The organism is Pseudomonas syringae pv. tomato str. DC3000, from assembly GCF_000007805.1.
Lineage (GTDB): Bacteria > Pseudomonadota > Gammaproteobacteria > Pseudomonadales > Pseudomonadaceae > Aquipseudomonas > Aquipseudomonas avellanae.
Genome location: NC_004578.1, coordinates 319,141 through 345,824 on the forward strand (window position 1 = coordinate 319,141; position 26,684 = coordinate 345,824).

The following is a 26,684-nucleotide window of genomic DNA, read 5'->3' on the forward strand; positions in this document are numbered from 1 at the left end:
AGGGCGCCGACAAATGACTGGGAAAAGAGCTGAGTTTCGATTTCTACCGGTCCATAAACGATACCTGTGAGCATTCCACAGGTATCAAATATGGACCATATGAGGGGTTTCACGACTCCACAGGTACCATTTTTAGTACCTGTGGAGGCTGTTTTCTGAAGTCACAGGTATCAAATATGGACCACTCCTACGTAAACCATACACACAGCCTCTCTATGATCTTTCACCGAGGAATACACGATGGGCATTACACTGAAGAAGTATCAGATACGGGCGGCCATGAAAGATCACCTCATCATGCCCATTTCAATCATGCGCAGTAGAGCGTGGAAAGGCGCTCCGCAATATTCGCGGATGGTGTTGGTGAGCTTCTTTCATCAGATATGGGATGCTCGTCCACGTGAGCTGCGTCCGGACGTTGATAGAGACCTGCCGTCTCAACTCAAAGTGCGCAAAGCCCTGGCGAACTTGGTAGAGCGCGGCCTGATCGTGAAGACCCTGACCAAGCCGGACCGCTACGCGCTAAACTTCCCGCCATACGACAAATAGCCGGGAGCCCTGAATGTCCGTGATCGATTGCGACTACCTGCCCACCGCGAAAGTCGAGTTCCCGCCCGAGCTGGCACTGCTGATTGTGAGGAAAGCCGGTGCGATGGCTACGGCGTTTGAAGAGAAGGCGCTGGACCAGATGACTGCTGACGCCCGGCGCGCCTTGCAGCGTGGCGTGGAGCCTAGGGTAATTGCTCGGCAGATGGGGCTCTAGGTCCGAGTCGGACGATATGGTCTGTCTCGCGGGCCTTGATAACTCCCGCCGATGCAGGAAGTCCGGCCGCAACTCTGTCCCAGAGACAGTTTTAACGTTAAACCGCCGCCATTCAACGTTATCCACTGTGTAGGAAACGACACACTGTGTTGAAACGTACACACTCGGGCTCTCTCGGGTAATTACGCGATCGGTCCAGATTTGGACGCATCTCAGGTTGCCCCAGTTTTGGGGAGATGCATCCAGGCTTGGATACATTGAAGATGGTCCAGATTTGGATCATCAAACGAAAAAGGGATGCACTCGGGTTTGAGGGCATCCCTTTTTCAATGTCGCGTCAGCAGGTCTTACTACGAAACTCTCGTTTTATTGGCTCCGATCCAAAAGCAGCGTGATCAGCGAAGAGGCCGCTCATGCTTCATCCCCCTTGCCGGATTCACCGTGCGCGGACGGATTTTCGAGCGAGAAGCACCGCTTGGTGTCCAGGTCGATAACCTTATGGACGTGTTGCGGGTCGAACCGGTTTAAGTGCCCTCTGTAACCGAGCAACTCTTGCGTGGTGGCGCTGCAATCTTGCTGCCACCGGTCGCGATCCGCGCGACTGCCCACGTCTGCGCCTGAACACCACGCCGGGAGCTGCTGGGCAAGGCGCATTTCGTTCAAATGTGTCCACCAGCGGGACGCGTGCGCTCTTTCGGCGGTAAGCAGCTCTGCGATTATGGTCTTCTGTTCGGGCGTAAAATCGGCATCAAGTGCGCGCCTTAGCAGGGTGACTGTTGCGCCTGGCTGTTCGGTTTTCGCGCTCATTGGGCACCCCCTTCGACAGCTGAGGACTGGGCTAACAATTCAGCCCAGCTCGACGCCGTGTGCTGTGCCAGGGTGGCCAGCACCTTTGAAACGATCGGCGTAGTGCCTGGCATTGCGATAATCGCCAGCGCGAAGGCCAGCAGTTCAAGCACTACCGCCGTTTCGGCTATAATGTCTTGATTTCCAACGGTTTCGGTGTATTTTTGGTACTGTTGCATGACGTGTTCCTCAAGAGTTGCGTCGTGTGGCAGCCAACCCGGTGTTGACGCACCGGGTTGGCACCTATTTCAGATTGGCAAAATTCTTTGCCGGTCTACTGCCTACCCTTCTCGCTGATCCACCCTGCCGCCCAACTGAGCGGGTCTAGTGAGTCCATCGGTGCCAGTGGCTCGCCTTTCCGTGCCGCCCTGATCCCATCCTTCGCTGTCTCCTCATGAATCCATACCGTGGTGTGCTTGTACCCATCTGCAACCCGACGCGCCTTCAGCTCGCGCTGTCGCTCTGTGCTGGTCTTGGGTTTCTGTTCGGTCTTCTCTGCCATGACATACCTCGTTTGTACTGACGTGCGAGCATATTCACATATCGTTAGTACTGACGCAATAGGAGGATGCAAAATAATTGCACCCCCTGCCTTGCCCGGTGCCACGCACTGCCCGGGTGGTGCGTACGAGCTGGCCCCAGATTTGGGGGATTGGCTGAAAGTTAAGCCGATCTATCTGTGCGAAGTGGAAAAATCCCACTTTTAGGTGTCCCGAAAGTTTGGGATACCTACCCGGAATCTGGGTAGTTTCGGATTTGAGATCCAGAAGGGTGCCGTTTCAAGGAACGACACCCTTTCACGAGCAGATCGTAAAAGTGATCCTGGCCCACCTTTAGATGCGCGCAGAGCTGCTCACATCTGGATGCGGGTTCGAGCCCCAGTGGGGGATGGATCAGATCTGAGCCGCGGCCGGAGATGCTCCCCCGTTGGGGGCATACCTGCCATTCCGAAACGGGAGGCCGGGTGCTGGGTAGTGTTGGAGATGTGCTCAAAGCTGAGCACGGCTTTCTGTGACCAGGCTCATCAGTTCGATGTGGGATTTTCCCACCTTTCCCAAAGGAGGAGGGTTGAAAGCCACCGTCGGTGGAAAAGCCTGACAGCACGCCGTAACACGAGGGTGAGCGATTCGTTCACTGCAGAGTCGCGCGCCACGATTTTGAGTGCTCTCATTTCGTGGCGCGGAACAACTTTCCCCGCTGGGGGAAGTTACCGCTCAGCCTCAATCTGAGGTTGGATCACTGAGCTGAGATTCCAGCCCTGTATCACTTAGCCTCCCTTCTACTTACTGCAACAAAACGACCCTCCTTGAATAGACCGCTCGTCCGCTTTTAAAGGGTCTTTTCGTCCAGTTCTGTCTCGTTCTGTGTATCACTCTAAGTGCACTCAAAAAGCACTGGATGTGCATTCAGATAAAGCCTAATTTGCGCTGTAAGAAGGTTACGCGGCCAATTGAGGATTGATCATGCATACCACCCAAGCAAAGCAACGCGGCCCGCAAGCTAGGCCAACCCGCACCGAGTTAAATCTCGCCTGGGCGCGAATTCGTGCGGCTGCCGACAGCGGTAATGTCACGGCCAATGCCCTGCTAATAGCCCTCTCGGAAAACAAGCCAGTTATCAGCTTGGAGTCGGCAATTGGGCGAGCCTAGAAACTTCAGCAGCAAGCGTAATCGAGCCAAGCGCTGGATTACAGAAAGGGGCCTGCACCTGGCGGTAAGTTCGAGCCTAAGGGCGTTGTCCACGCCGGAGAATTTGTCGTGAAAAAGGAAGTAGTCAGCCAGCCCGGCGCGCGTGAGTTCCTGGAGCGCATGAACGCCAACACCAAGGGCTATGCCGACGGCGGGTATGTCGGCAGCGCCGCATCAACATCCAGGGTTTCTAGCTCTTCAGCATCGGTAGGCTTGCCAACGATCGAGCAGAACTTTTACTTTCAAGGAGGCGCTGACGAGAACACGGCTCAGCAACTGAAGCAGGCAGCGGACGACGGTGCATCCCGAGGCATGAGGGGTGGCTACGAGATGATGCTGCGCGATCTGCAGAGAAACGGCCCGGCCATGCAAATTATTAGGGGGAAACGATGAAAATCAGTGATATCAATATGCCAGAGCTGATCGAGGCGCTAAGCCAGGCTCTGGTGCCGGTAATCTTTAAGGGCATGGAGGCCGAAACGCCACCACACGTATGGCGTGAGCGCGCGCAACTGAACGCTGACGTCATGGGCCGCTTTATCGCGGTGATCCATTGCGGTGAGGAAGTCGGACCGGAGGTTGTCGAGCTGACCGAGATTTTCACGAAGCAGATGAGAGAGAGTTATGCCGAGTCGTTCGGCACTTTGCTCGGGCCTCGGGGCAAGTTCAGCGTGGCGTAAACAAAGGTATGCATGAGCTGATACACGCAAATATCCGTTTATTTCGGCTTTTCGCTTGATAAATGACACTCAAAGTGCAACATTATTAGTGATACGCCTAAACTGATACGGTACGCACATCATGTTCATTCGCGCATACCTTCGAGCCTCAACCGATGAGCAAGACGCTGGCCGGGCTCGCGCCTCGCTCGAGCAGTTCGCCAGCGACCACAACAAGGTCATTGCCAGCGAATACTTGGAGAATGCCAGCGGCGCGACAGCGGATCGCCCCGAGCTGCTACGCCTGCTCAAGGATGCGCGCAAGGGTGACGTGCTGCTGGTGGAATCCATCGACAGGCTCTCGCGCCTGCCTGTGGACGACTGGCAGAAGCTCAAGGCCGCTATCGACTCCAAGGGCCTGCGAATCGTCGCGCTCGATCTGCCAACGAGCCACCAGGGAATGCAGGACACCAAGGGCGACGAGTTCACCGCCCGGATGCTGGGCGCGATCAACTCAATGCTGGTGGAGATGATGGCTGCGATTGCCCGTAAGGATTACGAGCAGCGGCGCGAGCGCCAGGCGCAGGGGATCGAGAAGGCCAAGGCCGAGGGTAAATATCAGGGCCGCCCGGTCGACGCCGATCTGCACAAGCGCGTGAAAGAGCTTTTGAGGGCTGGGCTGGGCATCCGTGCCACTGCCCGGCACGCTGACTGCTCCACGACGACCGTGCTCCGCATCAGGGAGTCATCGGGTTCATAATCATCGAGCATAAAAAAGCCCCGCCAGAAGATCCTGTGCGGGGCTTTTTTTCGCCTGATGCTGTCACCCTGCTGTCACGGGTGTATGCGCTGTCAGGCTGAATGGGCTGAAAGCCCTGAATTCATTGGTGCACCAGGCGGGATTCGAACCCACGACCCCTGCCTTCGGAGGGCAGTACTCTATCCAGCTGAGCTACTGGTGCAGCGCGGGCGCCATGATACTCACATGGGTACGGGGCGTCCAGTTGCGGTCAGCCCGTAACGCAAATCATCCAGCGCCCCCGGCAGGCGGACGCCAGTAAGCCTTTCATCACCCCACACCCACTGCCACCCACAAAGAGACAGCCACCCGCTTCCGGCACAACCACCACGTGGTGCATGATGCCCCACTACCCCCCAGCCAGATCGTTCTCCCCGAGGTCCTCTTATCAACCAGTTCAAAAGCATCGAGCGCAGCCCGTGCCGCGTTCTTATCACCGGGGCCAGCATCGCAGGCTGCGCTGCGGCATGGTGGCTGACGCAGCGCAATTGCGATGTCACGGTCGTCGAGCAGGCGCCTGCCTTTCGCGATGGCGGGCAGAATGTGGATGTGCGCGGCGCGGCTCGGGAGGTGCTGCGTTTGATGGGGCTTGAGCAGGCGGTGAAGGACCTTAATACCGGCGAGACGGGGCTGGCGTGGGTCGATGAGGATAACCGTACGGCGGCGCAAATTGATCTGTCCGGTCTGGACGGCGATGGTCCTACGGCTGAGCTTGAGGTGTTGCGTGGTGATCTTGCCCGCCTGCTGTATGAGGCTTCGTCTGCCGATGCCTTCTATCGCTTTGCTTATCGTATTGTCTCGGTGGTGCACGATGATGCCGGTGTGTCGGTCACGTTCGAGAACGGTGACGAGGAGCGTTTTGATCTGTTGATCATCGCGGAAGGGGTCGGCTCGCGTACGCGGGAGCTGGTGTTCCCCGGCGAGAATCAGCCGCGCAGGATGGACATGGCGTGCGCATTCTTTACCGTGCCTCGTGCGCCGACCGATAGCCAGACTGCGCGTTGGTATAACGCAGTAGGCGGTCGCAGTGCAGGTGTTCGCCCGGACAATCGCGGTACGACGCGTGCGTTCTTTAATGTGCACGGCCGCAGCCACCTCGGGGTTGGCAACAGTATTGCCGAGCAGAAGGCGTTTCTTCGGTCGTCTTTCGACGGCGCGGGCTGGGAGGTGCCTCGTCTGCTGGCCGGGATGGAGGCCGCGGAGGACTTCTGGTTCGATGATCTGCGCCAGGTGAAGATTGATCGCTGGTCCAACGGGCCTGTGGTGTTGCTGGGCGATGCGGCCTGGTGTGTCACGCCGCTGGGCGGGGTCGGCGCTTCGCTGGCGCTGATTGGCGCGTATGTGCTGGCTGGCGAGCTGACCAAAACCGATTCCATTGCCGCGGCTCTTGCCGCGTATGAGTATGTGCTGCGCCCGGTGGTGAAAAAGTCGCAGAGTGTGCCCAGGCTTGTTCCGCGTCTGGTGCATCCTCGCAGTCGCACGGGTGTCAGGATCCTTCGCGCCGTGCAGCGGTTGGTGGCGACCCCCTTTATCAGCAAGCGTGCTGCCAGGGCGCTAACGCCTGCGGTTCAGTCGTTCACGCTGCCTGATTATCGATAGTGGTGCAGTCCCCTCCGGGACTGGCACGGATCAAAAAACCACACAGCCCTGAACACCCGATCTTTTTTTCGAACGGCCTATTGTCCTTTGCCCCCGCAATGCCTAGGATTCGTTTGAGATTTCAAACGCTCTTGTTCGGTCTTCCTGCTTTCATGCGTTGCGCATCGCTGGAACCCGATGGAATGTTTTCCTGGCGATGGCTTCCAAACGGGGTGCATCGATATTCAATTGTTCGCTCCGCCTTTGCGCGGTGCTGTTTAGGAGGCCGACATGCAGCTTAAAGATTCCACCCTGTTCCGCCAGCAAGCCTACATCAACGGCCAGTGGCTGGATGCGGACGGTGGTCAGTCGATCAAGGTCAACAACCCGGCGACCAACGAGATCCTCGGCACTGTGCCGAAAATGGGCGCGGCCGAGACGCGTCGGGCGATTGAGGCGGCTGACAAGGCGCTGCCGGCCTGGCGTGCGCTGACCGCCAAAGAGCGCGGTAACAAGCTGCGTCGCTGGTTCGAGCTGATGATCGAGAATCAGGACGACCTGGGTCTGCTGATGACCCTGGAGCAGGGCAAGCCGCTGGCTGAGGCCAAGGGCGAGATCACGTATGCAGCGTCGTTTATCGAGTGGTTCGCTGAAGAAGCCAAGCGCGTGTACGGCGATGTGATCCCCGGTCACCAGCCGGACAAGCGTCTGATTGTGCTCAAGCAGCCGATTGGTGTGACGGCGGCGATTACGCCGTGGAATTTCCCGGCAGCGATGATCACCCGCAAGGCCGGCCCTGCGCTGGCGGCGGGTTGCACGATGGTGCTCAAGCCTGCGTCGCAAACGCCGTTTTCTGCGTTGGCGCTGGCTGAACTGGCCGAGCGTGCGGGTATTCCGGCCGGCGTGTTCAGCGTGGTGACGGGCAGCGCGGGCGATATCGGCAGCGAGCTGACCGGTAACCCGATCGTGCGTAAATTGTCCTTCACGGGTTCGACCGAGATCGGTCGCCAGTTGATGGCTGAATGCGCCAAGGACATCAAGAAAGTGTCGCTGGAGCTGGGCGGTAACGCGCCTTTTATCGTGTTCGACGACGCCGACCTCGACAAGGCCGTCGAAGGCGCGATGATCTCCAAGTACCGCAACAACGGTCAGACTTGCGTCTGCGCCAACCGCATCTATGTGCAGGACGGCGTGTATGACGCATTCGCCGAGAAGCTCAAGGTGGCGGTCGGCAAGCTGAAAATAGGTAACGGCCTGGAAGACGGCATTACCACTGGCCCGTTGATTGATGAAAAGGCCGTGGCCAAGGTCAAGGAGCACATTGCCGACGCTGTCAGCAAAGGTGCGACCGTGCTGACCGGTGGCAACAGCCTGGAAGGCTCGTTCTTCGAGCCGACTATTCTGGTCAATGTGTCGAAAGATGCCGCCGTTGCCCGAGAAGAGACGTTCGGTCCGCTGGCCCCACTGTTCCGTTTCAAGGACGAGGCTGAGGCGATTGCGCTGGCCAACGATACCGAGTTCGGTCTGGCGTCGTACTTTTATGCGCAGAACATGAGCCGCGTGTTCCGGGTGGCCGAGGCGCTGGAATATGGCATGGTGGGTATCAACACCGGCCTGATCTCCAACGAACTGGCACCGTTCGGCGGGATCAAGTCGTCCGGCCTGGGCCGTGAAGGTTCCAAGTACGGCATTGAAGATTATCTGGAAATCAAATACCTCTGCCTGTCGGTCTGACTGACTGGCGCTGAGGTGTTGCAGCCGATGGCGCGCGAGAGCGACGTGCCATCGGCTTTTGTTGCACCGTAATTTCTTGGCGGCCTGAAGGCTGCAGCAGTCGATCATCGTATGCTGTTGCAGTTGATCCAGCCCGCTTGATCCTTGAACCACGCCGACCGATGAGCGGCGAATGAGGAATACATGAGCCAGACCAACGAATCCCTGATGCAACGCCGCCATGCTGCCGTCCCGCGTGGCGTTGGTCAGATCCACCCTATCTTCGCTGCTTCGGCGAAGAACGCCACCGTTACCGACGTGGAAGGTCGTGAATTCATCGACTTCGCCGGCGGTATTGCGGTGCTGAACACCGGTCACCTGCACCCGAAGATCGTCGCCGCCGTGCAAGAGCAGCTCACCAAGCTGACCCATACCTGTTTCCAGGTATTGGCGTACGAGCCTTATGTAGAGCTGTGCGAAAAGATCAACGCCAAAGTGCCAGGTGATTTCGACAAGAAAACCCTGCTGGTCACTACCGGTTCCGAAGCGGTGGAAAACGCCGTGAAGATCGCTCGTGCTGCCACTGGCCGTGCAGGTGTGATCGCGTTCACCGGTGCTTACCACGGCCGCACCATGATGACCCTGGGCCTGACCGGTAAGGTTGTGCCTTACTCGGCCGGCATGGGCCTGATGCCGGGCGGTATCTTCCGCGCGCTGTACCCGTGCGAGCTGCATGGCGTGAGCGTTGACGATTCCATCGCCAGCATCGAGCGCATCTTCAAGAACGACGCCGAGCCACGGGACATCGCTGCGATCATCATCGAGCCGGTGCAGGGCGAAGGTGGTTTCTACGTGGCGCCGAAGGCCTTCATGCTGCGTCTGCGCGAGCTGTGCGACAAGCATGGCATCCTGCTGATCGCTGACGAAGTGCAGACCGGCGCTGGCCGTACCGGTACGTTCTTCGCCATGGAGCAGATGGGCGTTGCTGCTGACCTGACCACATTCGCCAAGTCCATCGCGGGCGGTTTCCCGTTGGCGGGCGTGTGCGGCAAGGCTGAATACATGGACGCCATTGCGCCCGGCGGTCTGGGCGGCACGTATGCCGGTAGCCCGGTGGCCTGCGCGGCAGCCTTGGCGGTGCTGGATATCTTTGAAGAAGAACACCTGCTGGAGCGCTGCAAGACCGTGGGCGAGCGTCTGGTGACGGCGCTCAAAGGCATGCAGGCCAAGTACCCGGTGATCGGTGAAGTGCGTGCGCTGGGCGCGATGATCGCTGTCGAGCTGTTTGAAGACGGCGACTCGCACAAGCCTAACGCCGCTGCAGTGGCTCAGGTTGTCGCCAAGGCGCGTGACAAGGGGTTGATCCTGCTGTCGTGCGGTACTTACGGCAACGTGTTGCGCGTACTGGTACCGCTGACCGCCGAAGAGGAACTGCTGACCCGTGGTCTGGCAATTCTCGACGAGTGCTTCGCTGAAATAGCGTGAAAAACGTGCGGTCGCGAATTGATTAATTTGTGACCAAACGGACAAAAAAAGCCCGTTTCGACGGGTTTTTTTTCGTCTGGAGCAAGGTATTTCACTCTTTTGGCTATATCCGGGCGAACGCATTGGCTAAGGTGAACGCATCGATGTCGGAGAGTCATGATGACTGCTGTAGTTTTACCCGCGGTACCTCGCGTCTTGATTGCTGAGTCTGATCCGTGGGTTCGCGAAACACTCAGCGATCTGGTGCTGGGCGTGCGCGCGGACGTCGAACTGGAGATGTGCACCGATGGCAAGCAAGCCGTCGAGTGGATGAAGAAGCAACTGCCGGATCTGGTCATTGCTGCACGCGAGCTGCCGGGCATCGATGGGCTCAGCCTGTTGCGTGGCGTGCGTAACCTGCGCCGTCAGCCTGTTATCCCCTTCATTCTGATCAGCAGCCGTAGTGACAGCGCCAGCGTGCGTGAAGTCTTGCCGTTGGCTCCGACCGCCTATCTGACCAAGCCCCTGAACACCGAGGGTTTGCGCCAGCGCCTTGAAAGCCTGCTGCTGGAGCATCGCGCCCCGGCGCCGGGTGAAGTGCCTGCGTTGACGCCTGGGCTGACCCTCACCAAGTTTCTCGACAAGCGCCGTGACGTGGCGGACGGCGCGCCGCTATTCGTTGATGTCGCGACCGCCGTGAAGCTCAGTCAAACCGCGAATGGCATCGACGTTGCCTTGCTGGAGCAGGAACTGCGCAACGATCCGCACATCACCGCCGTTTTAATCGCCGCCGCCAACAGCGCTGCCCAACACCTGGGCAAGCCGGTGCAGACCATGGGTGGGGCGCTTGGCATTCTGGGGCCGGTGCAAGGTGCGAACATTGCATCGGGTTTGGCTAAAAAGCGCATGGCGGTGCTGACCGACGATGCGTTGCTGGCACAAGCCCATGAATTCTGGACCATGTCGCAGCGCACCGCTGACTACGCGCGCATTCTGGGTGGCATGCTGGAGTTGGATGTAGAGCGTTGTTTCTGCGCCGGGCTGTTGCAGTCGCTGGGTGATCTGGCTGTGCTGGGCTGTTTGCAGGAGTGGCTGCTGGCTGGTGGCGTGCTGAATGAAGAGGTGATCAAGCAATCGCTGGAGCAGTATTCCGCTGCCTTCGGTTCTGCGCTGCGCACCCGCTGGCGCTTGCCGCTGGAGCTGCGTGAGCTGATCGCTGCGGTATATCAGTACAACACCGGCATCTTCACTCGCGAGGTACTGGCGATGAACCTGGCGGGCCAGATGGCGCGTCTGGGCGAGGAAGAGAGTGTTACCCCGTTGATCAAGACTAAGTCGGCGAAGCTGTTGAAGCTAAGCGTTGGCGACTTGCAGCGTCTGCGCAAGAAACTCACCGGCGTGACGGATCCGAGCCTGCTGATACCGCTGCCGGTCGAGCCTGAGGCCGTTGCCGATGCAGTTGAGGAAGATGAGCATGACTTGCTGGACCTTACGCCTGAGGCACCTATTCAAGAGCCCGCGGCGCTTGAGGACCCGGGCGATGCGGTTCAGGGTGTGACGAAGAAATAAGAGCGTGGCCAAACCCCTTCGCGAGCAAGCTTGCTCCCACAGGCGAACATCATCCTGACGCTCTGCGTCAAAAGCTCAGCTGCGCCGCCTATTCAAGATCGGACGCAGAGCGTCCAGGGCGGCATGCGACGCGGAGCGTCGCACGATAACTCGGTAGTTGAGGTTATCGTTCCGCACGCTCCAGCGTCGCACGGTAGTTGAGGTTACTTAAGGTGCGTCACACCAGCACAATCTGATTCTTGCCCTGGCGCTTGGCCTGATACATCGCTGCATCGGCGCGGCCGTAGAGGGCTTCCAGGCCTTGGTCTTCTGGGCCAAGATTGGTCAGGCCCTGGCTGGCGGTGATGCTGAAGGTGCTGCCATTTGCCTGGAAGTTCTGGCGCTGGATCTCGCGTTGCAAGCGTTCGGCGATCTGCATGGCCATCTCCGGTGCGCAGCCAGGAAACACCGCTGCAAACTCCTCGCCGCCGATCCGGCCGAACAGATCGCCACGCCGCAATGCCGAGCGGCCGCTTTCTGCGATGCGTTGCAGCACGGTGTCGCCTTCCTGGTGGCCGTAGGTGTCGTTCACCAGTTTGAAGTCATCGATGTCCAGCAACAGGAAGGCCAGCGGCGTGCCGTTGAGGCGAGCCAGTTCGAACTCGCGCTGGGCGCACTCGAAAAAGTGCCGGCGGTTGCTGCTTTGGGTCAGTACGTCGGTCGTGGCCAGGCGCTGCAGCTCATCTTCGAGGTGCTTTTTGTCGGTGATGTCTTCGGCAATGCCCACCACAATCAGGCGCTGACTGGCGTCGGCGCGGTGGCTGACGAAGCATTTGTCACTGAGCCAGCGCACTTCGCCGTCGGCGCGAATGATGCGGTACTCGCGGTCCTCGACAGCGCCTTTCTCGATGACTTCGCTCAAGCTGCGCTCGGCGTAATTCAGGTCGTCGGGGTAGATGCTGTCGCGCCACTCGCTGTAGTCAGCCAGCAGCAGCCCGGCCGAGCGACCGAAAATGTGCTCGTAAGCCGGGCTGACGTAGATCATGCGCTGGGTTTCCCAGTCGAACGCCCACAGAACCGCGTTCACACTCACCAGCAACGAGCTGAACAATTGTTCGCGCTCGCTCAGGCGTGCGACTTCTGCCTGGGCGTGCATCAGGGCTAACAGGGTTTCTGCGGCTGCAGGCATATCAGTGATCGGCGTGCCGGGTAGGGCGGTAGGGGACTGCTTTTCCATAAGAGCGCATCTCAAGCGATTGCGGCCAGCGCCACACACCTTCCCAAAGAGCCCGGGAAAGTTGATGAGATAGGTTGAACGGGGGGAAGTTCCGGAACGGGCGCGCCCACCAGAGGCGCGCCGATCAACGGTATCAGGCGTGGACAGGGCGTAACGAGTAGGTTTTCAGTTGATCGGCGAACTCGCGCAATGACTGAATGCCGCTGGCTTCGGCCTCGTGAATCCACTCTTTCATGGCTGAAAGCATGTCATGACCGTTGCTGCTGGTCTTGACCCAGATCTGCTGCAAGGCCAGGCGCTTTTCATAAATCACCTTCAGCGCGTGGCTGTGCTCGAGCATGGTCTGGATGCGCAGATGGTGCTTGTCATCGAGCAGACTGGTCTCGCGTGACAGCAGCCTTTTGGCGCGGCGGAACTGATGACGCACTGACTCGTCGGCCTTGGCCAGCTCCTGGGTAACCAGTGGCGCGATGACCAGCTTGCGGTACTGGGCCATGATCTGGAACCGGTTGTTGAGAATCGCCATGGCAGTATCCATGTCGATATGGCCCTTGCCTTCTACTCGGTGGGCGATAGGCGCGACCCGCTGGACCTTGGCCAGACGCAGGAAGCTGAACAGCTTGATCCACGCCCAGCCCATGTCGAATTCCCACGGCTTGACGGAAAGCTTGGCCGAGTTGGGGTAGGTGTGGTGATTATTGTGCAGCTCTTCGCCGCCGATCACGATGCCCCACGGCACCAGATTGGTGGCCGCATCACGGCATTCAAAGTTGCGATAGCCGACGGCATGACCCAGACCGTTGACCACACCGGCAGCCCAGAACGGAATCCACATCATCTGGATCGCCCAGACGGTGATGCCGATGGCACCGAACAGCGCCAGGTCGATGACTGCCATCAGCACAATACCCAGCATTTTGTAACGCGAGTAAAGATTGCGCTCGATCCAGTCTTCCGGGCAGTTCTTGCCGTAGATACGCAGAGTGTCCTGGTTCTGGGCTTCTTCGCGATACAGCTCGGCACCTTTGCGCAAGACGGTGGACAGGCCTTTGACGACCGGGCTGTGCGGGTCGTCGACGGTTTCGCATTTGGCGTGGTGTTTGCGGTGGATGGCGGTCCACTCGCGGGTGTTCTGCGCCGTGGTCAGCCACAGCCAGAAGCGGAAAAAGTGTTTCAGCCCCGCATTGAGTTCAAGCGAGCGGTGGGCCGAGTAGCGGTGCAGATAGACCGTGACCCCGACGATCGTCACGTGGGTCATCGCCAGCGTGACTGCTATTACCTGCCAGACAGAAAGGTCGAGCAAACCGTTGTACCACATAGGCTGTTTGGCCCTCGAAAAGTGACTCGTGAAGAAAAAAGTTGCGATGAGCATTATCACTGACATCACACAGAAAACCAGTCACCCTTTCAGATAAGCGTCGCAGAATGTTTCTTGCTTTATAATTCTGCCTTTTCATAAGGTTTTTCGTTTCTGATGTCAGATTACTCCCGTGACGCGCTGCGAACGGCCGTCCTGTATGGGCTGCTGTCCATTTTGTGGTTTATGGCGTGCGACATTTTGCTGCCCCTTTTCGTCGACGAACCGGCTCGATTGGCGTTCTGCCATCAGATGGCCGGTTACGCCTGGGTGCTGCTCAGCGCGGTGACGATCTTCGTTGCGCGTGACAGGTTGAGGAAAATCATCGGTGGCGAGGCGCATTTCGAGCGCCAGCAGGACGATTACGACCGGCTGCGGCTGGCCGAGGCGGTGTTCGACAGCACTCGTGAAGGCGTGCTGGTCAGCGATGCGCAAGGGCGGATCGTTCACGTCAATCGTGCATTTGTCGACATCACCGGGTATCAAGCCGAGGAAGTGCTGGGTTTCAACCCCAGCACGTTCAAATCCGGCCGCCACGGCCCGGAGTTCTACCGGCAGATGTACCACTCGCTGCTCAGCGTGGGCCAGTGGAGCGGCGAGATATGGAATCGACGCAAGAGCGGCGAGATTTACCCGCAGTGGCAGACCATTCGCAGCGTTATGGGCGACGATGGCCAGCTCAAACACTTTGTCGCGGTATTCTCCGACATCACGGCCATCAAACGCTCCGAGCGAGAACTGGCTCAGTTGATCCATTTCGACGCCCTGACCGATTTGCCCAATCGGCTGCTGCTGACGGATCGCATCAGTCAGGCGCTGACCTCTGCACGCGCCAGCAAGCGCGGCTGCGCGCTGTTGCTGATTGACCTGGACCACTTCAAGAATATCAACGACAGCCTCGGCCACAACGTCGGTGACGATGTGCTCAAGGCCGTCGCCGAGCGGCTCAAAGGCCTGTGCGGCAACGAAACGACCCTGGCACGTCCCGGCGGCGACGAGTTCGCCCTGTTGGTCAAGAATTGCTCGCAGGTGGTCCGGGCTGCTGCGTTGGCGCAACAGGTCAGCGAGGTGCTCAAGGCGCCGTTTGTCATCGCCGCGCATCAGTTGTTTGTCACCGCCAGCATGGGCATCAGCCTGTATCCCGGCGATGCACAGAGCGCCGAGCAGTTGTTGCGCAATGCCGATTCGGCGCTGTTCAAGGCCAAAAGTGAGGGGCGCGACTGTTATGCGCTGTACACAGAGGAACTGACCGCCCACGCCCAGCAGCGCGTGCAACTGGCCGGCGAGCTGCGTCAGGCCATCGAACAGGGTGAGTTGCGGGTTTTCTACCAGCCGGTCCACGACCTCATCACCCGTTCTGTCTGCGGCGTCGAAGCGCTGGTGCGCTGGCAGCACCCTACGCGCGGAATGGTTTCGCCGGGCGAATTCATTCCCATCGCCGAACAGAACGGCCTGATCGCTGACATTGATGCCTGGGTGCTGAACACCGCCTGTCGGCAGATGCGCGCCTGGCTGACCGAGGGCGTACCGATTGCATTCGTCGCAGTCAATGTGTCCAGCCGCCTGTTCAGCCGCGGCGATCTCGACCGTCAGGTTGCGCAGGTGCTGCACGATATCGGGCTTGATCCGGCTTTTCTGGAGCTGGAAGTGACGGAAAGCGCAGTCATGGAAGACCCCGAACAGGCGATCGAGCAGCTGCACCGGCTGCGTGAGCTGGGCCTGAGCCTGGCCATCGATGACTTCGGCACCGGTTACTCTTCACTGTTGCGGCTCAAGCGCATGCCGGTGCAGAAGTTGAAGATCGACCAGGGTTTCGTGGCCGGGCTGCCGGGTGACGGCGACGATATCGCGATTGTCCGAGCCGTCATCGCACTGGGCGCCAGCCTGGGCATGCGCGTGCTGGCGGAAGGCATCGAACAGGCCAGCCAGGCTGCATTTCTGCTGGAGAATGGCTGTCAGCTGGGGCAAGGCTACTGGTTTGCACGGCCGATGGCTGCGCACCTGATCGACTGGTCTCACGCGCCTGTTTTTGGCCCTGGCGCGTCCTGAAAACATCAGGCTTGCCAGGGTGTGCAACGCATCCTGGCGAGACATCAACTTGCTAAATGTCTTTTGGTTATATCTGCATTCTTAAATAGTCTTTTTAAGAATATCCGCGCGTCACTATTATTGCCCTACCGCCATACGCCATCGCCCCCAGTCGCGAAGGCCGGAAACTCACATTTCAAGGAAAAAGATAATGAGCGCATCTCTACGTAGTGTTGACGGTCAGGACGAAGCAGCAATTCTGCGTGAAATTCAGAGTGCGTTGCGTGACCTGCGTTTTGGCGCCGTCGAAATCACTGTGCACAACGCGCAAGTGGTGCAGATCGAGCGCAAGGAAAAGTTTCGTTTGCAGAACCCCGCCGCCAAGCAGAGCTGAAACGGTACCCGACTGGTCCACCGGAGGGCTTCATCCTGACTCCTGATACAACCCTGAAAAAAAGCAGCGCGTCGTTGCGGATGCCGCTCTGGCGCGCGAAGAAGAAATCAAAAAAGCCAACACACTGCATTCCAGGAGCTTCATCTATGTCCATTCGCCGTTTTGCTCTGGCCGCTCTCGCCAGTGCTGTTTTCGCAGGTTCGGCTGTTGCCAAGGATTACGAACTGCTCAACGTGTCTTACGATCCGACACGCGAGTTGTATCAGGATTACAACGCAGAATTCGTCAACTTCTGGAAAAAGTCCCATCCGGACGACACCGTGAAGATTAACCAGTCTCACGGCGGCTCGGGCAAGCAGGCGCGTGGCGTAATCGACGGCCTGCGTGCCGATGTGGTGACCCTGGCGCTGGCCGGTGACATTGACGAAATCGCCAAGCTCGGCAAAACCCTGCCTGAAAACTGGCAGACCCGACTGCCGGACGCGAGCACGCCGTACACCTCGACCATCGTGTTTCTGGTGCGCAAGGGCAACCCCAAAGGCATCAAGGACTGGGGCGACCTGATCAAGAAAGACGTTTCCGTAATCACCCCCAACCCGAAAACCTCCGGCGGGGCGCGCTGGAACTTTCTGGCGGCCTGGGCCTACGGCCTGAAAGCGGGCGGCGGCGATGAAGCCAAAGCCAAAGAATACGTGCAGACGTTGTTCAAGCACGTACCGATTCTGGACACCGGCGCTCGCGGCTCGACCATTACCTTCGTCAACAACGGTCAGGGCGATGTGTTGCTGGCCTGGGAAAACGAAGCATTCCTGGCGCAGAACGAAGACGGCGGCAAAGGCAAAGACAAGTTCGATATTGTCGTACCTTCGCTGTCGATCCTTGCCGAACCTCCGGTTGCCGTGGTCGACAAAAACGCCGAGAAGAAGGGCAACACTGAGATCGCGACCGAGTACCTCAAGCACCTGTACAGCAAGGAAGGTCAGGAAATTGCTGCAAAAAATTACTATCGTCCACGCAATGCCGAAGTCGCTGCCAAATACGAGAAGCAATTCCCGAAACTTGACCTGGTGACTATCGACAAAGACTTTGGCGGCTGGAAGACTGCGCAGCCGAAGTTTTTCAATGATGGCGGCGTGTTCGACCAGATTTACCAAGCGCAATAAACCGAATGACGATGCCGCGCGAGCGGCATCACAGGTTTAGTCAAGCAGCCCGGATTAACGTCCGGGCTTCGTGCAAGTGAAACCAGGGACTTTTATGTCGCGTCGTATCTCCCCCGTCATACCCGGCTTCGGGCTGACGCTGGGCTACACCTTGGTGTACCTCAGTCTGATTGTGCTACTACCGCTGGCCGCCATGTTCATACATGCCGCGCAGCTTACCTGGGATCAGTTCTGGACCATCATCACGGCGCCTCGCGTGATTGCGGCACTCAAACTGAGTTTCGGCACCGCGTTCTACGCGGCCCTGATCAACGGCGTGATCGGTACGCTGCTGGCCTGGGTGCTGGTGCGTTACACCTTCCCCGGCCGCAAGATCATCGATGCGATGATCGATTTGCCGTTCGCCCTGCCGACCGCCGTGGCCGGTATCGCCCTGACAGCGCTGTACGCACCCAATGGCTGGGTCGGGCAGTTCGCCGCTGATCTTGGCTTCAAGATCGCCTACACCCCGCTGGGCATTACGCTGGCGCTGACGTTTGTCACGCTACCGTTCGTGGTGCGTACCGTGCAGCCTGTACTGGCCGATATCCCGCGAGAAGTCGAAGAAGCCGCCGCCTGTCTGGGTGCGCGTCCGCTGCAGGTGTTCCGCCACATCCTTGTTCCGGCCTTGCTGCCAGCCTGGCTGACCGGTTTTGCGCTGGCGTTTGCCAGGGGCGTGGGCGAGTACGGTTCGGTGATTTTCATCGCCGGCAACATGCCCATGAAAACCGAGATTCTGCCGCTGCTGATCATGGTCAAACTCGACCAGTACGATTACACCGGCGCCACCGCTATCGGCGTAATGATGCTGGTGGTTTCCTTCATTCTGCTGCTGCTGATCAATCTGCTGCAGCGGCGTATCGAAACCCCATCCTGAGGAGGCGCAGAACATGTCTTATTCATCTGTTTCAGCCGCCGCCTCCGCCAACGCAGCCCGTCGTGGCAGCGCGGTGTCGCGGCGTATTCTGATCGGCCTGTGCTGGCTGGTCTTCGTGCTGTTTCTGGGTCTGCCGCTGTTCATCGTGGTGTCGCAGGGGCTGAAGAACGGTCTGGGTGCATTTTTTACCGCCATCCTTGAACCTGACGCCTTGTCGGCCCTCAAGCTGACGGTGATTGCGGTGCTGATTTCGGTGCCGCTCAATGTGGTGTTCGGCGTCAGCGCGGCGTGGTGCGTGAGTAAATACTCGTTCCGTGGCAAGAGCATTCTGGTCACGCTGATCGACCTGCCGTTCTCGGTATCGCCGGTTATCGCAGGTCTGGTCTACGTGTTGATGTTTGGTGCGCAGGGCCTGTTCGGGCCGTGGTTGCAGGACCACGACATCCAGATCGTGTTTGCTCTGCCGGGCATTGTGCTGGCGACCATTTTTGTCACCGTGCCGTTCGTGGCGCGTGAGCTGATCCCGCTGATGCAGGAGCAGGGCACGCAGGAAGAAGAAGCCGCGCGGCTGCTCGGCGCCAACGGCTGGCAGATGTTCTGGCATGTCACGGTGCCGAACATCAAATGGGGCCTGATCTACGGCGTGGTGCTGTGTACCGCACGGGCGATGGGTGAGTTTGGTGCCGTGTCGGTGGTCTCCGGGCACATTCGCGGCGTTACCAACACCCTGCCGCTGCACGTCGAAATTCTCTACAACGAGTACAACCACGTCGCAGCCTTTGCCGTGGCGAGCCTGTTGCTGATCCTGGCGCTGTTCATCCTGCTGCTCAAGCAGTGGAGCGAATCGCGCATTAACCGTCTGCGCCATAACGCGGCGGAGGAATAATCATGTCGATCGAAGTCCGTAACGTCAGCAAGAATTTCAACGCCTTCAAGGCCCTGAACAACATCAGTCTGGACATCCAGAGTGGCGAGCTGGTCGCTTTGCTGGGCCCGTCAGGCTGCGGCAAGACTACCTTGTTGCGCATTATTGCCGGTCTGGAAACTCCGGATGACGGCAGCATCGTGTTCCACGGTGAAGACGTTTCCGGCCATGACGTGCGTGATCGCAACGTCGGGTTCGTGTTCCAGCACTATGCGCTGTTCCGCCACATGACCGTTTTCGACAACGTCGCCTTCGGCCTGCGCATGAAGCCCAAGAGCGAGCGCCCGAACGAAACGCGCATCGCGGAAAAAGTCCACGAGCTGCTGAACATGGTGCAGCTGGACTGGCTGGCTGATCGCTACCCGGAGCAGTTGTCCGGTGGTCAGCGTCAGCGTATCGCCCTGGCCCGCGCACTGGCGGTCGAGCCGAAAGTGCTGTTGCTGGACGAGCCGTTCGGCGCGCTGGACGCCAAGGTCCGCAAGGAACTGCGTCGCTGGCTGGCGCGCTTGCACGAGGACATCAACCTGACCTCGGTGTTCGTGACCCACGATCAGGAAGAGGCCATGGAAGTGGCCGACCGCATCGTGGTCATGAACAAGGGCGTGATCGAACAGATCGGCTCGCCGGGCGAGGTGTACGAGAACCCGTCCAACGATTTCGTTTACCACTTCCTGGGTGACTCCAACCGCCTGAGCCTGGGCGACGAGGGCCATGTGCTGTTCCGGCCGCACGAAGTCTCGTTGTCACGCCAGGAAATCGAAGACCACCACGCCGCCGAAGTCCGCGACATCCGCCCGCTGGGCGCTACCACACGGGTGACGCTGAAGGTAGAAGGGCAGAACGAACTGATCGAGGCCGAAGTGGTGAAAGACCACGACAGCCTGGTCGGGCTGGCGAAGGGCGAGACACTGTTCTTCAAGCCGAAGGTGTGGCAGAAGCTTTGATGGCCTGCGCTGGAGCGATGCTCCAGCGTCAATCGCTGTACTCAGGTTCGCTTTTGATACTGGCCGAAGGCCGTGGGAGTGGACCGGGCGACGCTTCGCTTGTCCACGAAAGCTCCATTCCGGGCGATACATCTTCAACGGATGTAACAACCCCTTCGCGAACAAGTTCGCTCCCACGCCCTTCGGGCAGAAACTCCGAGATTTTTCGACCATCAGGACTTGCGCATCGCTATAGATGCTTAGTGCAAAGCGAGCAGAGCCTTTACACCGCCGCCTTGCGCGCATTCCGCCCCACCGGGCCGGAGCGTTCTTCGATGGCGTGCTGCAAGGTTTTGCGCAGGCCCATCAGGAACGCCAGTTCCGCGACCACGAACAGCGGGCCGATAATCAGGCCTGTCAGGTCATCGATGAATGCCGGCTTGCGGCCTTCGTAATAATGGCCGATGAACTGGATGATCCAGCCAATCACAAACAACCCGACGCCCGCACTCAGCCAGGCCATGGTCGCCTGCTGCGCGAGATTGGCCCCCGCCCAGATGCACAGCGCCAGCAATACCGCCATCACCGCGCCCAGCGCTTTGTCCAGCCGCAGGTAAAACACCGTCGAGCCCAGGGCCAGCAGCGCCGCTGGGGAAATCCACAGCCCGCTGATGTTCCAGCCCGGACGCGATAAAAGCACCGCCACGGCCAGCACGATCAGCGGGATGCCCACGAAGTGGGTCAAGATGTTGCGTGAGTCACGGTGATAGGACGCGTATTGGCTGAGATGATCGACAAGGGTTTTCATTATTATTCCTGCCTGCGACGATGATCGGGTTCCGTTAACGTATCGCCTTTGCAATACGATTGCCTGCAATAAAAGGGAGCAAATATGACAAACGGAGTGCTGTGGCGGTCATCGTTGCTGTCCGACTACTGGTTTTCACACTTGCCTGCCGCTTTGCAGGATAGCGTGCTGCACGCCGCTCGCCAGGTCCGCAAGACGCCCGGCAAGATGCTGTTTGAAAAAGGCGCTGCGCCGTGCGGTCTTTATGCACTGCTGGAAGGTGACGTGCGCATCGGTGGCGCGCATTTTCAGCGGCTGGGACCTCGCCTCGAGCCGATCCGGCGGCCGTACTGGTTCGGCGAAGTCTCGCTGTTCGATGAAATGCCGCGCCGCTTCGATGTCTGTTCACTGGAGCAGACTATCTTCCTGCAGGTGCCGCACTCGTTTCTGGTCTCCTTGCTCGACCGGCATCCCGAATACTGGCGCCATTTCGCTGCGCTGCTGAGTCAGAAGCTCGGTTTGCCGCTGCAAAACCCCGAGAAGCTTCAGTTGTTGCCGCCTCGTTCGCGGGTCGCATCGCGGTTGTTGTTGCTGAGTGAAGGGTATGGACCGTTGAGCCATGCACGGCGCTTGATTACGCTTGATGAAGTCACCTCACTGCAAGACCTCTCGCACTCGGCCTTGCTTGAAGTACTTGAAGATCTGCACGAGCGTAAGGTCGTGCGCCTGGGCATCGGGCAACTGGAAGTGTTCGATGTCGACAAACTGCGCAAGATTGCCAACTTCTCCAGGGCCAGGGCGGTGTGCTGATCAGGCGCTCTGCGTTACAGGCCGGAAACATTCGGTAACGGCTCCGACGCCTCTTCGATTGAGATAGCAAATGGGATTCACTACCATTTCGCCTCATTTGCGAACGTGAGATACCCCGATGCAGGCAAGCAAGCGTCTTCTGGCTGCGCTGACACTGACTTTGCTGGGCAGCGCCGCCCAGGCTGCCGATGAAGTGGTGGTGTATTCCTCCCGTATCGACGAGCTGATCAAGCCGGTGTTCGATGCCTACACGGCAAAGACCGGCGTCAAGATCAAGTTCATCACCGACAAGGAAGCGCCGTTGATGCAGCGCATCAAGGCCGAGGGCGAAAACGCGACCGCCGACCTGCTGCTGACGGTCGATGCCGGCAACCTCTGGCAGGCCGAGCAGATGGGCATCCTGCAGCCATTTACTTCGCCGGTCATCGAAGCCAACATTCCGCCGCAGTATCGCTCGTCTACCCACGGCTGGACCGGCTTGAGCCTGCGTGCGCGCACCATCGCCTATTCCACCGACCGGGTTAAACCGGTCGAGCTGACGACCTATGAAGCGCTGGCCGACAAGAACTGGGAAGGGCGTCTGTGCCTGCGCACGGCGAAGAAGGTCTACAATCAGTCGCTGACTGCTACACTGATTGAAACCCACGGCGCAGAAGCGTCCGAGAAAATTCTCAAAGGCTGGGTGAATAACCTGTCTACGGATGTGTTCTCCGATGACATCGCGGTGCTTGAAGCAATCAATGCCGGGCAGTGCGATGTGGGCATCGTCAACACGTACTATTATGGCCGCCTGCACAAGCAGAACCCGGACCTGGCGGTGAAGCTGTTCTGGCCGAACCAGGCGGACCGTGGCGTGCACGTCAACCTGTCGGGCATCGGCCTTACCAAGCATGCGCCGCACCCGCAAGCGGCCAAAGCGCTGGTGGAGTGGATGACCGGCCCTGAGGCGCAGAAGATCTTCTCCAGCGTCAACCAGGAGTTCCCGGCCAACCCGAACGTGGCGCCTTCGGAAGAAGTCGCGAGCTGGGGGCAGTTCAAGGCCGACACCATCCCTGTCGAAGTGGCAGGCAAGCGTCAGGCAGAAGCCATTCGCATGATGGATCGCGCAGGCTGGAATTGATTTAATACCCACTGCCCTATCGCGCCCACGCTCAGCGGTATACACAAGCCTGACGAGCCCGGAATACGGGGCTTTCTGGCTTCTGCCCACGGCCTTCGGCCAGAATCAAAAACAGACTTGTGTATCGCTGAGCGCTCCAGCGTGAGTGAGCCGTGCCGCATAGATGTATGACTTAAAAACTGATCACTCCTCATTTCGAGAACCCCCTTGGCCCATCCTGTCCAACGCCGCTGGTACCCACTGGTCTTTGCCATCGCTGCGCTGGTGCTGTTGCCGCTGAGCGTTTTGCTGCTGTCATGGGAGACCATCGACACGCAGATCTGGTCGCACCTGCTTGAAACCCAGATGGCGCGCCTGTTGAGCAACACGCTGATCCTGCTGCTGGGGGTTGGCGTGGGCGTGACGCTACTGGGCGTAAGCCTGGCCTGGCTGACCAGCCTGTGTGAGTTTCCCGGCAGACGCTGGCTGGACTGGGCGCTGATGCTGCCGTTTGCAATCCCGGCCTATGTGCTGGCGTTCGTGTTTGTCGGGTTGCTGGATTTTTCCGGCCCGGTGCAAACCCTGATGCGCGAATGGTTCGGCGCTGGCCTGCGCTTGCCAAGAGTGCGTTCCACCGGCGGGGTGATCATCGTGCTGGTGCTGGTCTTCTATCCCTACGTTTACCTGCTGGCGCGCACCGCGTTTCTGGCGCAGGGCAAGGGGCTGATGGAAGCAGCCCGCGTGCTGGGCAACTCGCCCTGGCAGGCCTTCTGGCGCGTGGCGCTGCCGATGGCGCGTCCGGCCATCGGCGCGGGTGTGGCGCTGGCGTTGATGGAAACCCTGGCGGATTTCGGCGCGGTATCGGTGTTCAACTTCGACACCTTCACTACCGCTATCTACAAGACCTGGTACGGCTTCTTCAGCCTGTCCAGCGCCGCGCAACTGGCCAGCCTGTTGCTGCTGGCGGTGCTGATCCTGCTGTATGGCGAGCGTCGTGCCCGTGGCGCAAGCCGGCCGGGCAACGAAAGGCCCCGCGCTACCGCGCTTTACACGCTACACGGCGTCAAGGCATGGAGCGCCAGCCTGTGGTGCGGGCTGGTGTTTCTCTGCGCCTTCGTCGTACCGGTGCTGCAATTGATCGTCTGGGTCTGGCAGCGTGGCCGTTTCGACCTCGACGAGCGGTACACCGGTTTGATCCTGCACACTCTCTATCTGGGCGGCATGGCGGCCTTGATCACCGTCAGCGTCGCGATGATTCTGGCCTTTGCCCGACGCATGGCACCCACGCCGGCCATTCGCTCTGGCGTCAGTCTCGCCAACCTGGGTTATGCACTACCGGGCTCGGTGCTGGCCGTTTCAATCATGCTGGCGTTCAGTTACCTGGACCGGGTGCTGGTCGTCCCGCTGTCGGGCTGGCTGGGCGGCGCGGGCAAGCCGCTGTTGCTGGGCAGTCTGTCAGCCCTGCTGCTGGCTTACCTGGTGCGTTTCATCGCCGTCGCCTTCGGGCCGCTGGAACACAGCCTGTCGCGCATCCGCCCCTCGTTGCCCGAAGCCGCACGCAGTCTGGGGGTCAGTGGACCGAAGTTGTTTCTCAACGTGTACCTGCCGCTGCTGATTCCGGGAGCGCTGAGCGCGGCATTGCTGGTGTTCGTCGATGTCCTCAAAGAGATGCCGGCAACCCTGCTGATGCGCCCGTTTGGCTGGGATACGCTGGCCGTGCGCATCTTTGAAATGACCAGCGAGGGCGAGTGGGCGCGGGCTGCATTGCCAGCTTTGTCTCTGGTGCTTGTAGGATTATTGCCTGTCATTGTGTTGATTCGTCGCTCTGCCCGTCAGATTGGCTAGGTGCGGGCCCCTCACCTTGCGGCTACAATGCGCCGCAATTGGTGCGGTCTGTCAGATTATTCGGTCAGCTGTAATGTGCTGCAAACTCCGGTTTATTGGGGGCTTGCCGATATTTTCTGCCCGCACCTTCGCCACGCCCGGAAGGAGAAACCCATGGGACAGCGTACCCCCCTGTTCGACCTGCACCTCGCCCTTGGCGCGAAAATGGTCGATTTTGGTGGCTGGGACATGCCGTTGCATTATGGATCGCAGGTTGAGGAGCACCACCAGGTGCGCCGCGACTGTGGGGTCTTCGACGTCTCCCACATGAACGTCATTGATGTGCTCGGCCGTGAGGCCAAAGCCTGGCTGCGCCGGTTGCTGGCCAACGACGTCGACAAGCTCAAGACCCCTGGTCGCGCCCTGTACAGCGCCATGCTGGATGAGCAGGCCGGTGTCATTGATGACATGATCGTCTACCTCACCGCCGATGGTTACCGGCTGGTCGTCAACGCCGCGACCGGTGCCAAGGACCTTGCCTGGATGCAGTCGCAGTTGGGCGATTTCGATGTGCAGTTGCTCGCACGCAGCGAAATGGCGATGCTGGCAATTCAAGGGCCACAGGCCAGAAACCGGATTGCCCAGCTGGTTTCCAGCGCTCGCGCAGAACTGATCCGCCAGCTTAAGCCGTTTGAAGGCCTCGATGATGGCGACTGGTTCATTGCGCGCACCGGTTACACCGGCGAAGACGGTCTGGAAATCATGCTGCCTGCCGACGAAGCCCAGCGTTTTTTCAATGAACTGGTTGGCGCGGGTATTTCGCCCATCGGTCTGGGCGCGCGTGACACGCTGCGCCTTGAGGCAGGCATGAACCTCTACGGTCAGGACATCGGCGAACATGTTTCGCCGCTGGCCTCGAATATGGCCTGGAGCATCGCCTGGGAGCCTGCCGAGCGTGATTTCATCGGCCGTCAGGCGCTGGAAAGCGAACGGGCTGAAGGAACCGCCTTCAAACTCGTAGGATTGGTGCTCGAAGAGCGCGGCGTTTTACGGGCGCATCAGGTGGTACGTGTCGCAGAAATTGGCGAAGGAGAGATCACCAGTGGTAGTTTCTCTCCTACGTTGAGCAAATCCATTGCACTGGCTCGCGTTCCGATGGCGACTGCCGACCGGGCCGAGGTGGAAATCCGCGGCAAATGGTACCCGGTGCGGGTGGTGCAGCCTGCGTTCGTGCGCCATGGCAAAACCTTGATCTAACCTATGGCGGGTTTTCCGCTGACCCGATGTTGAGGAGGACTAAATGAGCAATATTCCCGCCGAGCTGCGTTTCGCCGAAAGTCATGAATGGGCACGCCTGGAGGCTGATGGCACCGTGACCGTTGGCATCTCGGACCATGCACAGGAAGCGCTGGGCGATGTGGTCTTCGTCGAACTGCCGGAAATCGGCAAGGTGTTCGCTGCCGGTGATGTGGCTGGCGTTGTCGAGTCGGTGAAGGCGGCCTCGGACATCTACTCGCCAGTGGCCGGTGAAGTTGTCGAGGTCAATGAGGCGCTGGGCGATTCGCCCGAGTCGCTCAACAGCGAGCCGTACAGCGCCTGGATCTTCAAGGTCAAGCCAGCCAGTGCAGAGGCTGATCTGGCCAAACTGCTGGACGCTGCAGGCTACAAAGGCGCCATCGGCGAGTAATCGTCAGGCAAAAAAATGCCGCTCATCGAGCGGCATTTTTTATGCGCGGTGCTTATCGGCCACACCCGCTGGCCGACGAGACTTACTGGCTTTCAGCAACCAGATTCTTTTCCAGAATCGCGTTGGCCAGTTCCATGTCCGTGGCTTTCAGGCCAGGGTTGTCTATGCGAACCTGCTGGATAGCAGCTTCCAGAAACGGGCCACGAATGTCACCGTTGCTGGCGACATAGCTGCCCGCATCATCCTGGGCGGCAACGATCAGTTTGTGGTCCTTGAAGGTCAGGTAAGACGAGCCGGTAGTAGCGCCCGACGACAGCACGTTACGCCAGAAGGTGTCAGCCATCGCTGAACCCATTGGGATGGAAAGCAAGGCTACGGTGGCGACAGCAAACTTGAGACGCATGATGAGTTACTCCAACTGTGGTTGTTCTGAGGGGTTGGATAGCTAAAGCCATGAACTAGTTCAATCAATGTGT

General features: G+C 59.2%; 26 protein-coding genes and 1 tRNA gene. 20 read left to right on the top strand and 7 right to left on the bottom strand.

Translation table 11 applies throughout. From position 1 onward, the window contains the following. Nucleotides 1-240: 240 nt before the first annotated feature. Nucleotides 241-549 carry a hypothetical protein gene (locus tag PSPTO_RS01550; protein WP_011103078.1) on the top strand — a complete coding sequence of 103 codons (309 nt, stop codon included), beginning with the start codon at nucleotides 241-243 and terminating at the stop codon, nucleotides 547-549. A gap of 13 nt (nucleotides 550-562) precedes the next feature. Continuing rightward, nucleotides 563-763 carry a hypothetical protein gene (locus PSPTO_RS01555; protein WP_011103079.1) on the top strand — a complete coding sequence of 67 codons (201 nt, stop codon included), beginning with the start codon at nucleotides 563-565 and terminating at the stop codon, nucleotides 761-763. A gap of 411 nt (nucleotides 764-1,174) precedes the next feature. Here the strand turns inward: PSPTO_RS01555 and PSPTO_RS01560 are convergent, their stop codons facing one another. Together PSPTO_RS01560 and PSPTO_RS01565 are read right to left on the bottom strand one after the other, a co-directional pair. Beyond that, nucleotides 1,175-1,570 (bottom strand): hypothetical protein, encoded by a 396-nt coding sequence (locus tag PSPTO_RS01560; protein WP_057443286.1) that lies wholly within the window; start codon nucleotides 1,568-1,570, stop codon nucleotides 1,175-1,177. Beyond that, nucleotides 1,567-1,788, bottom strand: a complete 222-nt coding sequence (locus PSPTO_RS01565) for a hypothetical protein (protein ID WP_011103080.1) — start codon at nucleotides 1,786-1,788, stop codon at nucleotides 1,567-1,569. Before PSPTO_RS01565 ends, PSPTO_RS01560 begins: the two co-directional genes overlap by 4 nt. A gap of 1,578 nt (nucleotides 1,789-3,366) precedes the next feature. Here PSPTO_RS01565 and PSPTO_RS01570 point away from each other — a divergent pair. From PSPTO_RS01570 to PSPTO_RS01580, 3 genes are all read left to right on the top strand, one after another. Then, the gene (locus tag PSPTO_RS01570; protein ID WP_011103081.1) at nucleotides 3,367-3,690 is read left to right on the top strand and encodes a hypothetical protein; all 324 of its coding nucleotides are present in this window, start codon (nucleotides 3,367-3,369) and stop codon (nucleotides 3,688-3,690) included. Continuing rightward, nucleotides 3,687-3,977 carry a hypothetical protein gene (locus PSPTO_RS01575; RefSeq protein WP_011103082.1) on the top strand — a complete coding sequence of 97 codons (291 nt, stop codon included), beginning with the start codon at nucleotides 3,687-3,689 and terminating at the stop codon, nucleotides 3,975-3,977. Before PSPTO_RS01570 ends, PSPTO_RS01575 begins: the two co-directional genes overlap by 4 nt. Nucleotides 3,978-4,098: 121 nt before the next feature. Then, a complete protein-coding gene (locus tag PSPTO_RS01580) occupies nucleotides 4,099-4,716 on the top strand; it encodes a recombinase family protein (protein WP_011103083.1) in 618 nt (205 codons plus the stop codon). Nucleotides 4,717-4,841: 125 nt separating this feature from the next. Here the strand turns inward: PSPTO_RS01580 and PSPTO_RS01585 are convergent. Further along, a tRNA-Arg gene (locus tag PSPTO_RS01585) sits at nucleotides 4,842-4,918 on the bottom strand. Nucleotides 4,919-5,142: 224 nt separating this feature from the next. Here PSPTO_RS01585 and PSPTO_RS01590 point away from each other — a divergent pair. The 4 genes from PSPTO_RS01590 (at nucleotide 5,143) to PSPTO_RS01605 (ending at nucleotide 11,079) form a co-directional block, all read left to right on the top strand. Next, nucleotides 5,143-6,354: an FAD-dependent monooxygenase gene (locus PSPTO_RS01590; RefSeq protein WP_046463816.1), complete on the top strand. Its 1,212-nt coding sequence runs from the start codon at nucleotides 5,143-5,145 to the stop codon at nucleotides 6,352-6,354. Between the two features lie 270 nt (nucleotides 6,355-6,624). Further along, nucleotides 6,625-8,067: an NADP-dependent succinate-semialdehyde dehydrogenase gene (gene gabD / locus PSPTO_RS01595; RefSeq protein WP_011103085.1), complete on the top strand. Its 1,443-nt coding sequence runs from the start codon at nucleotides 6,625-6,627 to the stop codon at nucleotides 8,065-8,067. Between the two features lie 183 nt (nucleotides 8,068-8,250). Continuing rightward, the gene (gene gabT, locus PSPTO_RS01600; protein ID WP_011103086.1) at nucleotides 8,251-9,531 is read left to right on the top strand and encodes a 4-aminobutyrate--2-oxoglutarate transaminase; all 1,281 of its coding nucleotides are present in this window, start codon (nucleotides 8,251-8,253) and stop codon (nucleotides 9,529-9,531) included. Nucleotides 9,532-9,687: 156 nt separating this feature from the next. Further along, nucleotides 9,688-11,079, top strand: a complete 1,392-nt coding sequence (locus PSPTO_RS01605) for a response regulator (protein ID WP_046463817.1) — start codon at nucleotides 9,688-9,690, stop codon at nucleotides 11,077-11,079. A gap of 217 nt (nucleotides 11,080-11,296) precedes the next feature. Here PSPTO_RS01605 and PSPTO_RS01615 read toward each other — a convergent pair whose 3' ends face one another. Both PSPTO_RS01615 and desA read right to left on the bottom strand, forming a co-directional pair. Beyond that, nucleotides 11,297-12,295: a GGDEF domain-containing protein gene (locus PSPTO_RS01615; RefSeq protein ID WP_005763415.1), complete on the bottom strand. Its 999-nt coding sequence runs from the start codon at nucleotides 12,293-12,295 to the stop codon at nucleotides 11,297-11,299. Nucleotides 12,296-12,428: 133 nt separating this feature from the next. Further along, nucleotides 12,429-13,613, bottom strand: coding sequence for a delta-9 fatty acid desaturase DesA (desA, locus tag PSPTO_RS01620; RefSeq protein WP_044393593.1), 1,185 nt, complete (start codon nucleotides 13,611-13,613; stop codon nucleotides 12,429-12,431). Between the two features lie 156 nt (nucleotides 13,614-13,769). Between desA and dibA the strand changes: the two genes are divergently transcribed. The 6 genes from dibA (at nucleotide 13,770) to PSPTO_RS01650 (ending at nucleotide 20,022) form a co-directional block, all read left to right on the top strand. Next, nucleotides 13,770-15,701: a phosphodiesterase DibA gene (dibA, locus tag PSPTO_RS01625; RefSeq protein WP_011103090.1), complete on the top strand. Its 1,932-nt coding sequence runs from the start codon at nucleotides 13,770-13,772 to the stop codon at nucleotides 15,699-15,701. A gap of 190 nt (nucleotides 15,702-15,891) precedes the next feature. Further along, on the top strand, nucleotides 15,892-16,074 hold the full coding sequence (gene oscA / locus PSPTO_RS01630) for a sulfur starvation response protein OscA (RefSeq protein ID WP_002551397.1): 183 nt from the start codon (nucleotides 15,892-15,894) through the stop codon (nucleotides 16,072-16,074). 146 nt (nucleotides 16,075-16,220) lie between these two features. Further along, nucleotides 16,221-17,237: a sulfate ABC transporter substrate-binding protein gene (locus PSPTO_RS01635; RefSeq protein ID WP_011103091.1), complete on the top strand. Its 1,017-nt coding sequence runs from the start codon at nucleotides 16,221-16,223 to the stop codon at nucleotides 17,235-17,237. 94 nt (nucleotides 17,238-17,331) lie between these two features. After that, the gene (gene cysT, locus PSPTO_RS01640; protein WP_005763424.1) at nucleotides 17,332-18,153 is read left to right on the top strand and encodes a sulfate ABC transporter permease subunit CysT; all 822 of its coding nucleotides are present in this window, start codon (nucleotides 17,332-17,334) and stop codon (nucleotides 18,151-18,153) included. A gap of 13 nt (nucleotides 18,154-18,166) precedes the next feature. Continuing rightward, entirely contained in the window at nucleotides 18,167-19,039 is an 873-nt protein-coding gene (gene cysW, locus PSPTO_RS01645; RefSeq protein WP_003380253.1) for a sulfate ABC transporter permease subunit CysW, read from the top strand. A 2-nt stretch (nucleotides 19,040-19,041) separates the two neighbouring features. Then, the gene (locus tag PSPTO_RS01650; RefSeq protein WP_003380252.1) at nucleotides 19,042-20,022 is read left to right on the top strand and encodes a sulfate/molybdate ABC transporter ATP-binding protein; all 981 of its coding nucleotides are present in this window, start codon (nucleotides 19,042-19,044) and stop codon (nucleotides 20,020-20,022) included. Nucleotides 20,023-20,284: 262 nt separating this feature from the next. Here PSPTO_RS01650 and PSPTO_RS01655 read toward each other — a convergent pair whose 3' ends face one another. Continuing rightward, complete coding sequence (locus tag PSPTO_RS01655) at nucleotides 20,285-20,809, bottom strand: DUF962 domain-containing protein (protein ID WP_011103092.1); 525 nt, start codon at nucleotides 20,807-20,809, stop codon at nucleotides 20,285-20,287. A gap of 84 nt (nucleotides 20,810-20,893) precedes the next feature. Here PSPTO_RS01655 and PSPTO_RS01660 point away from each other — a divergent pair, with 84 nt between their 5' ends. The 5 genes from PSPTO_RS01660 (at nucleotide 20,894) to gcvH (ending at nucleotide 26,208) form a co-directional block, all read left to right on the top strand. Next, nucleotides 20,894-21,598 (top strand): Crp/Fnr family transcriptional regulator, encoded by a 705-nt coding sequence (locus tag PSPTO_RS01660; protein ID WP_011103093.1) that lies wholly within the window; start codon nucleotides 20,894-20,896, stop codon nucleotides 21,596-21,598. Between the two features lie 118 nt (nucleotides 21,599-21,716). Then, nucleotides 21,717-22,718, top strand: a complete 1,002-nt coding sequence (locus PSPTO_RS01665; protein ID WP_007247176.1) for an extracellular solute-binding protein — start codon at nucleotides 21,717-21,719, stop codon at nucleotides 22,716-22,718. A gap of 207 nt (nucleotides 22,719-22,925) precedes the next feature. Next, nucleotides 22,926-24,542: an ABC transporter permease gene (locus PSPTO_RS01670; protein ID WP_011103094.1), complete on the top strand. Its 1,617-nt coding sequence runs from the start codon at nucleotides 22,926-22,928 to the stop codon at nucleotides 24,540-24,542. Nucleotides 24,543-24,695: 153 nt separating this feature from the next. Next, nucleotides 24,696-25,778 (top strand): glycine cleavage system aminomethyltransferase GcvT, encoded by a 1,083-nt coding sequence (gene gcvT / locus PSPTO_RS01675; RefSeq protein ID WP_005763440.1) that lies wholly within the window; start codon nucleotides 24,696-24,698, stop codon nucleotides 25,776-25,778. A gap of 43 nt (nucleotides 25,779-25,821) precedes the next feature. Continuing rightward, a complete protein-coding gene (gcvH, locus tag PSPTO_RS01680) occupies nucleotides 25,822-26,208 on the top strand; it encodes a glycine cleavage system protein GcvH (RefSeq protein ID WP_011103095.1) in 387 nt (128 codons plus the stop codon). A gap of 82 nt (nucleotides 26,209-26,290) precedes the next feature. On the opposite strand, the gene PSPTO_RS01685 is transcribed toward gcvH, so the two are convergent. Next, nucleotides 26,291-26,611 (bottom strand): DUF2388 domain-containing protein, encoded by a 321-nt coding sequence (locus PSPTO_RS01685; RefSeq protein ID WP_003380209.1) that lies wholly within the window; start codon nucleotides 26,609-26,611, stop codon nucleotides 26,291-26,293. Between the last annotated feature and the right edge of the window lie 73 nt (nucleotides 26,612-26,684).

What these genes read in the sequence shown, in the direction of transcription:
- PSPTO_RS01555 (WP_011103079.1), top strand. Translation starts at nt 563, where the DNA reads ATGTCCGTGATCGATTGCGACTACCTGCCCACCGCGAAAGTCGAGTTC.
- gabD (WP_011103085.1), top strand. Translation starts at nt 6,625, where the DNA reads ATGCAGCTTAAAGATTCCACCCTGTTCCGCCAGCAAGCCTACATCAAC.
- oscA (WP_002551397.1), top strand. Translation starts at nt 15,892, where the DNA reads ATGAGCGCATCTCTACGTAGTGTTGACGGTCAGGACGAAGCAGCAATT.
- gabT (WP_011103086.1), top strand. Translation starts at nt 8,251, where the DNA reads ATGAGCCAGACCAACGAATCCCTGATGCAACGCCGCCATGCTGCCGTC.
- PSPTO_RS01575 (WP_011103082.1), top strand. Translation starts at nt 3,687, where the DNA reads ATGAAAATCAGTGATATCAATATGCCAGAGCTGATCGAGGCGCTAAGC.
- PSPTO_RS01580 (WP_011103083.1), top strand. Translation starts at nt 4,099, where the DNA reads ATGTTCATTCGCGCATACCTTCGAGCCTCAACCGATGAGCAAGACGCT.
- gcvT (WP_005763440.1), top strand. Translation starts at nt 24,696, where the DNA reads ATGGGACAGCGTACCCCCCTGTTCGACCTGCACCTCGCCCTTGGCGCG.
- desA (WP_044393593.1), bottom strand. Translation starts at nt 13,613, where the DNA reads ATGTGGTACAACGGTTTGCTCGACCTTTCTGTCTGGCAGGTAATAGCA.
- PSPTO_RS01550 (WP_011103078.1), top strand. Translation starts at nt 241, where the DNA reads ATGGGCATTACACTGAAGAAGTATCAGATACGGGCGGCCATGAAAGAT.
- PSPTO_RS01685 (WP_003380209.1), bottom strand. Translation starts at nt 26,611, where the DNA reads ATGCGTCTCAAGTTTGCTGTCGCCACCGTAGCCTTGCTTTCCATCCCA.
- dibA (WP_011103090.1), top strand. Translation starts at nt 13,770, where the DNA reads ATGTCAGATTACTCCCGTGACGCGCTGCGAACGGCCGTCCTGTATGGG.
- gcvH (WP_011103095.1), top strand. Translation starts at nt 25,822, where the DNA reads ATGAGCAATATTCCCGCCGAGCTGCGTTTCGCCGAAAGTCATGAATGG.
- PSPTO_RS01655 (WP_011103092.1), bottom strand. Translation starts at nt 20,809, where the DNA reads ATGAAAACCCTTGTCGATCATCTCAGCCAATACGCGTCCTATCACCGT.
- cysT (WP_005763424.1), top strand. Translation starts at nt 17,332, where the DNA reads ATGTCGCGTCGTATCTCCCCCGTCATACCCGGCTTCGGGCTGACGCTG.
- cysW (WP_003380253.1), top strand. Translation starts at nt 18,167, where the DNA reads ATGTCTTATTCATCTGTTTCAGCCGCCGCCTCCGCCAACGCAGCCCGT.
- PSPTO_RS01660 (WP_011103093.1), top strand. Translation starts at nt 20,894, where the DNA reads ATGACAAACGGAGTGCTGTGGCGGTCATCGTTGCTGTCCGACTACTGG.
- PSPTO_RS01650 (WP_003380252.1), top strand. Translation starts at nt 19,042, where the DNA reads ATGTCGATCGAAGTCCGTAACGTCAGCAAGAATTTCAACGCCTTCAAG.
- PSPTO_RS01605 (WP_046463817.1), top strand. Translation starts at nt 9,688, where the DNA reads ATGATGACTGCTGTAGTTTTACCCGCGGTACCTCGCGTCTTGATTGCT.
- PSPTO_RS01615 (WP_005763415.1), bottom strand. Translation starts at nt 12,295, where the DNA reads ATGGAAAAGCAGTCCCCTACCGCCCTACCCGGCACGCCGATCACTGAT.
- PSPTO_RS01560 (WP_057443286.1), bottom strand. Translation starts at nt 1,570, where the DNA reads ATGAGCGCGAAAACCGAACAGCCAGGCGCAACAGTCACCCTGCTAAGG.
- PSPTO_RS01565 (WP_011103080.1), bottom strand. Translation starts at nt 1,788, where the DNA reads ATGCAACAGTACCAAAAATACACCGAAACCGTTGGAAATCAAGACATT.
- PSPTO_RS01635 (WP_011103091.1), top strand. Translation starts at nt 16,221, where the DNA reads ATGTCCATTCGCCGTTTTGCTCTGGCCGCTCTCGCCAGTGCTGTTTTC.
- PSPTO_RS01665 (WP_007247176.1), top strand. Translation starts at nt 21,717, where the DNA reads ATGCAGGCAAGCAAGCGTCTTCTGGCTGCGCTGACACTGACTTTGCTG.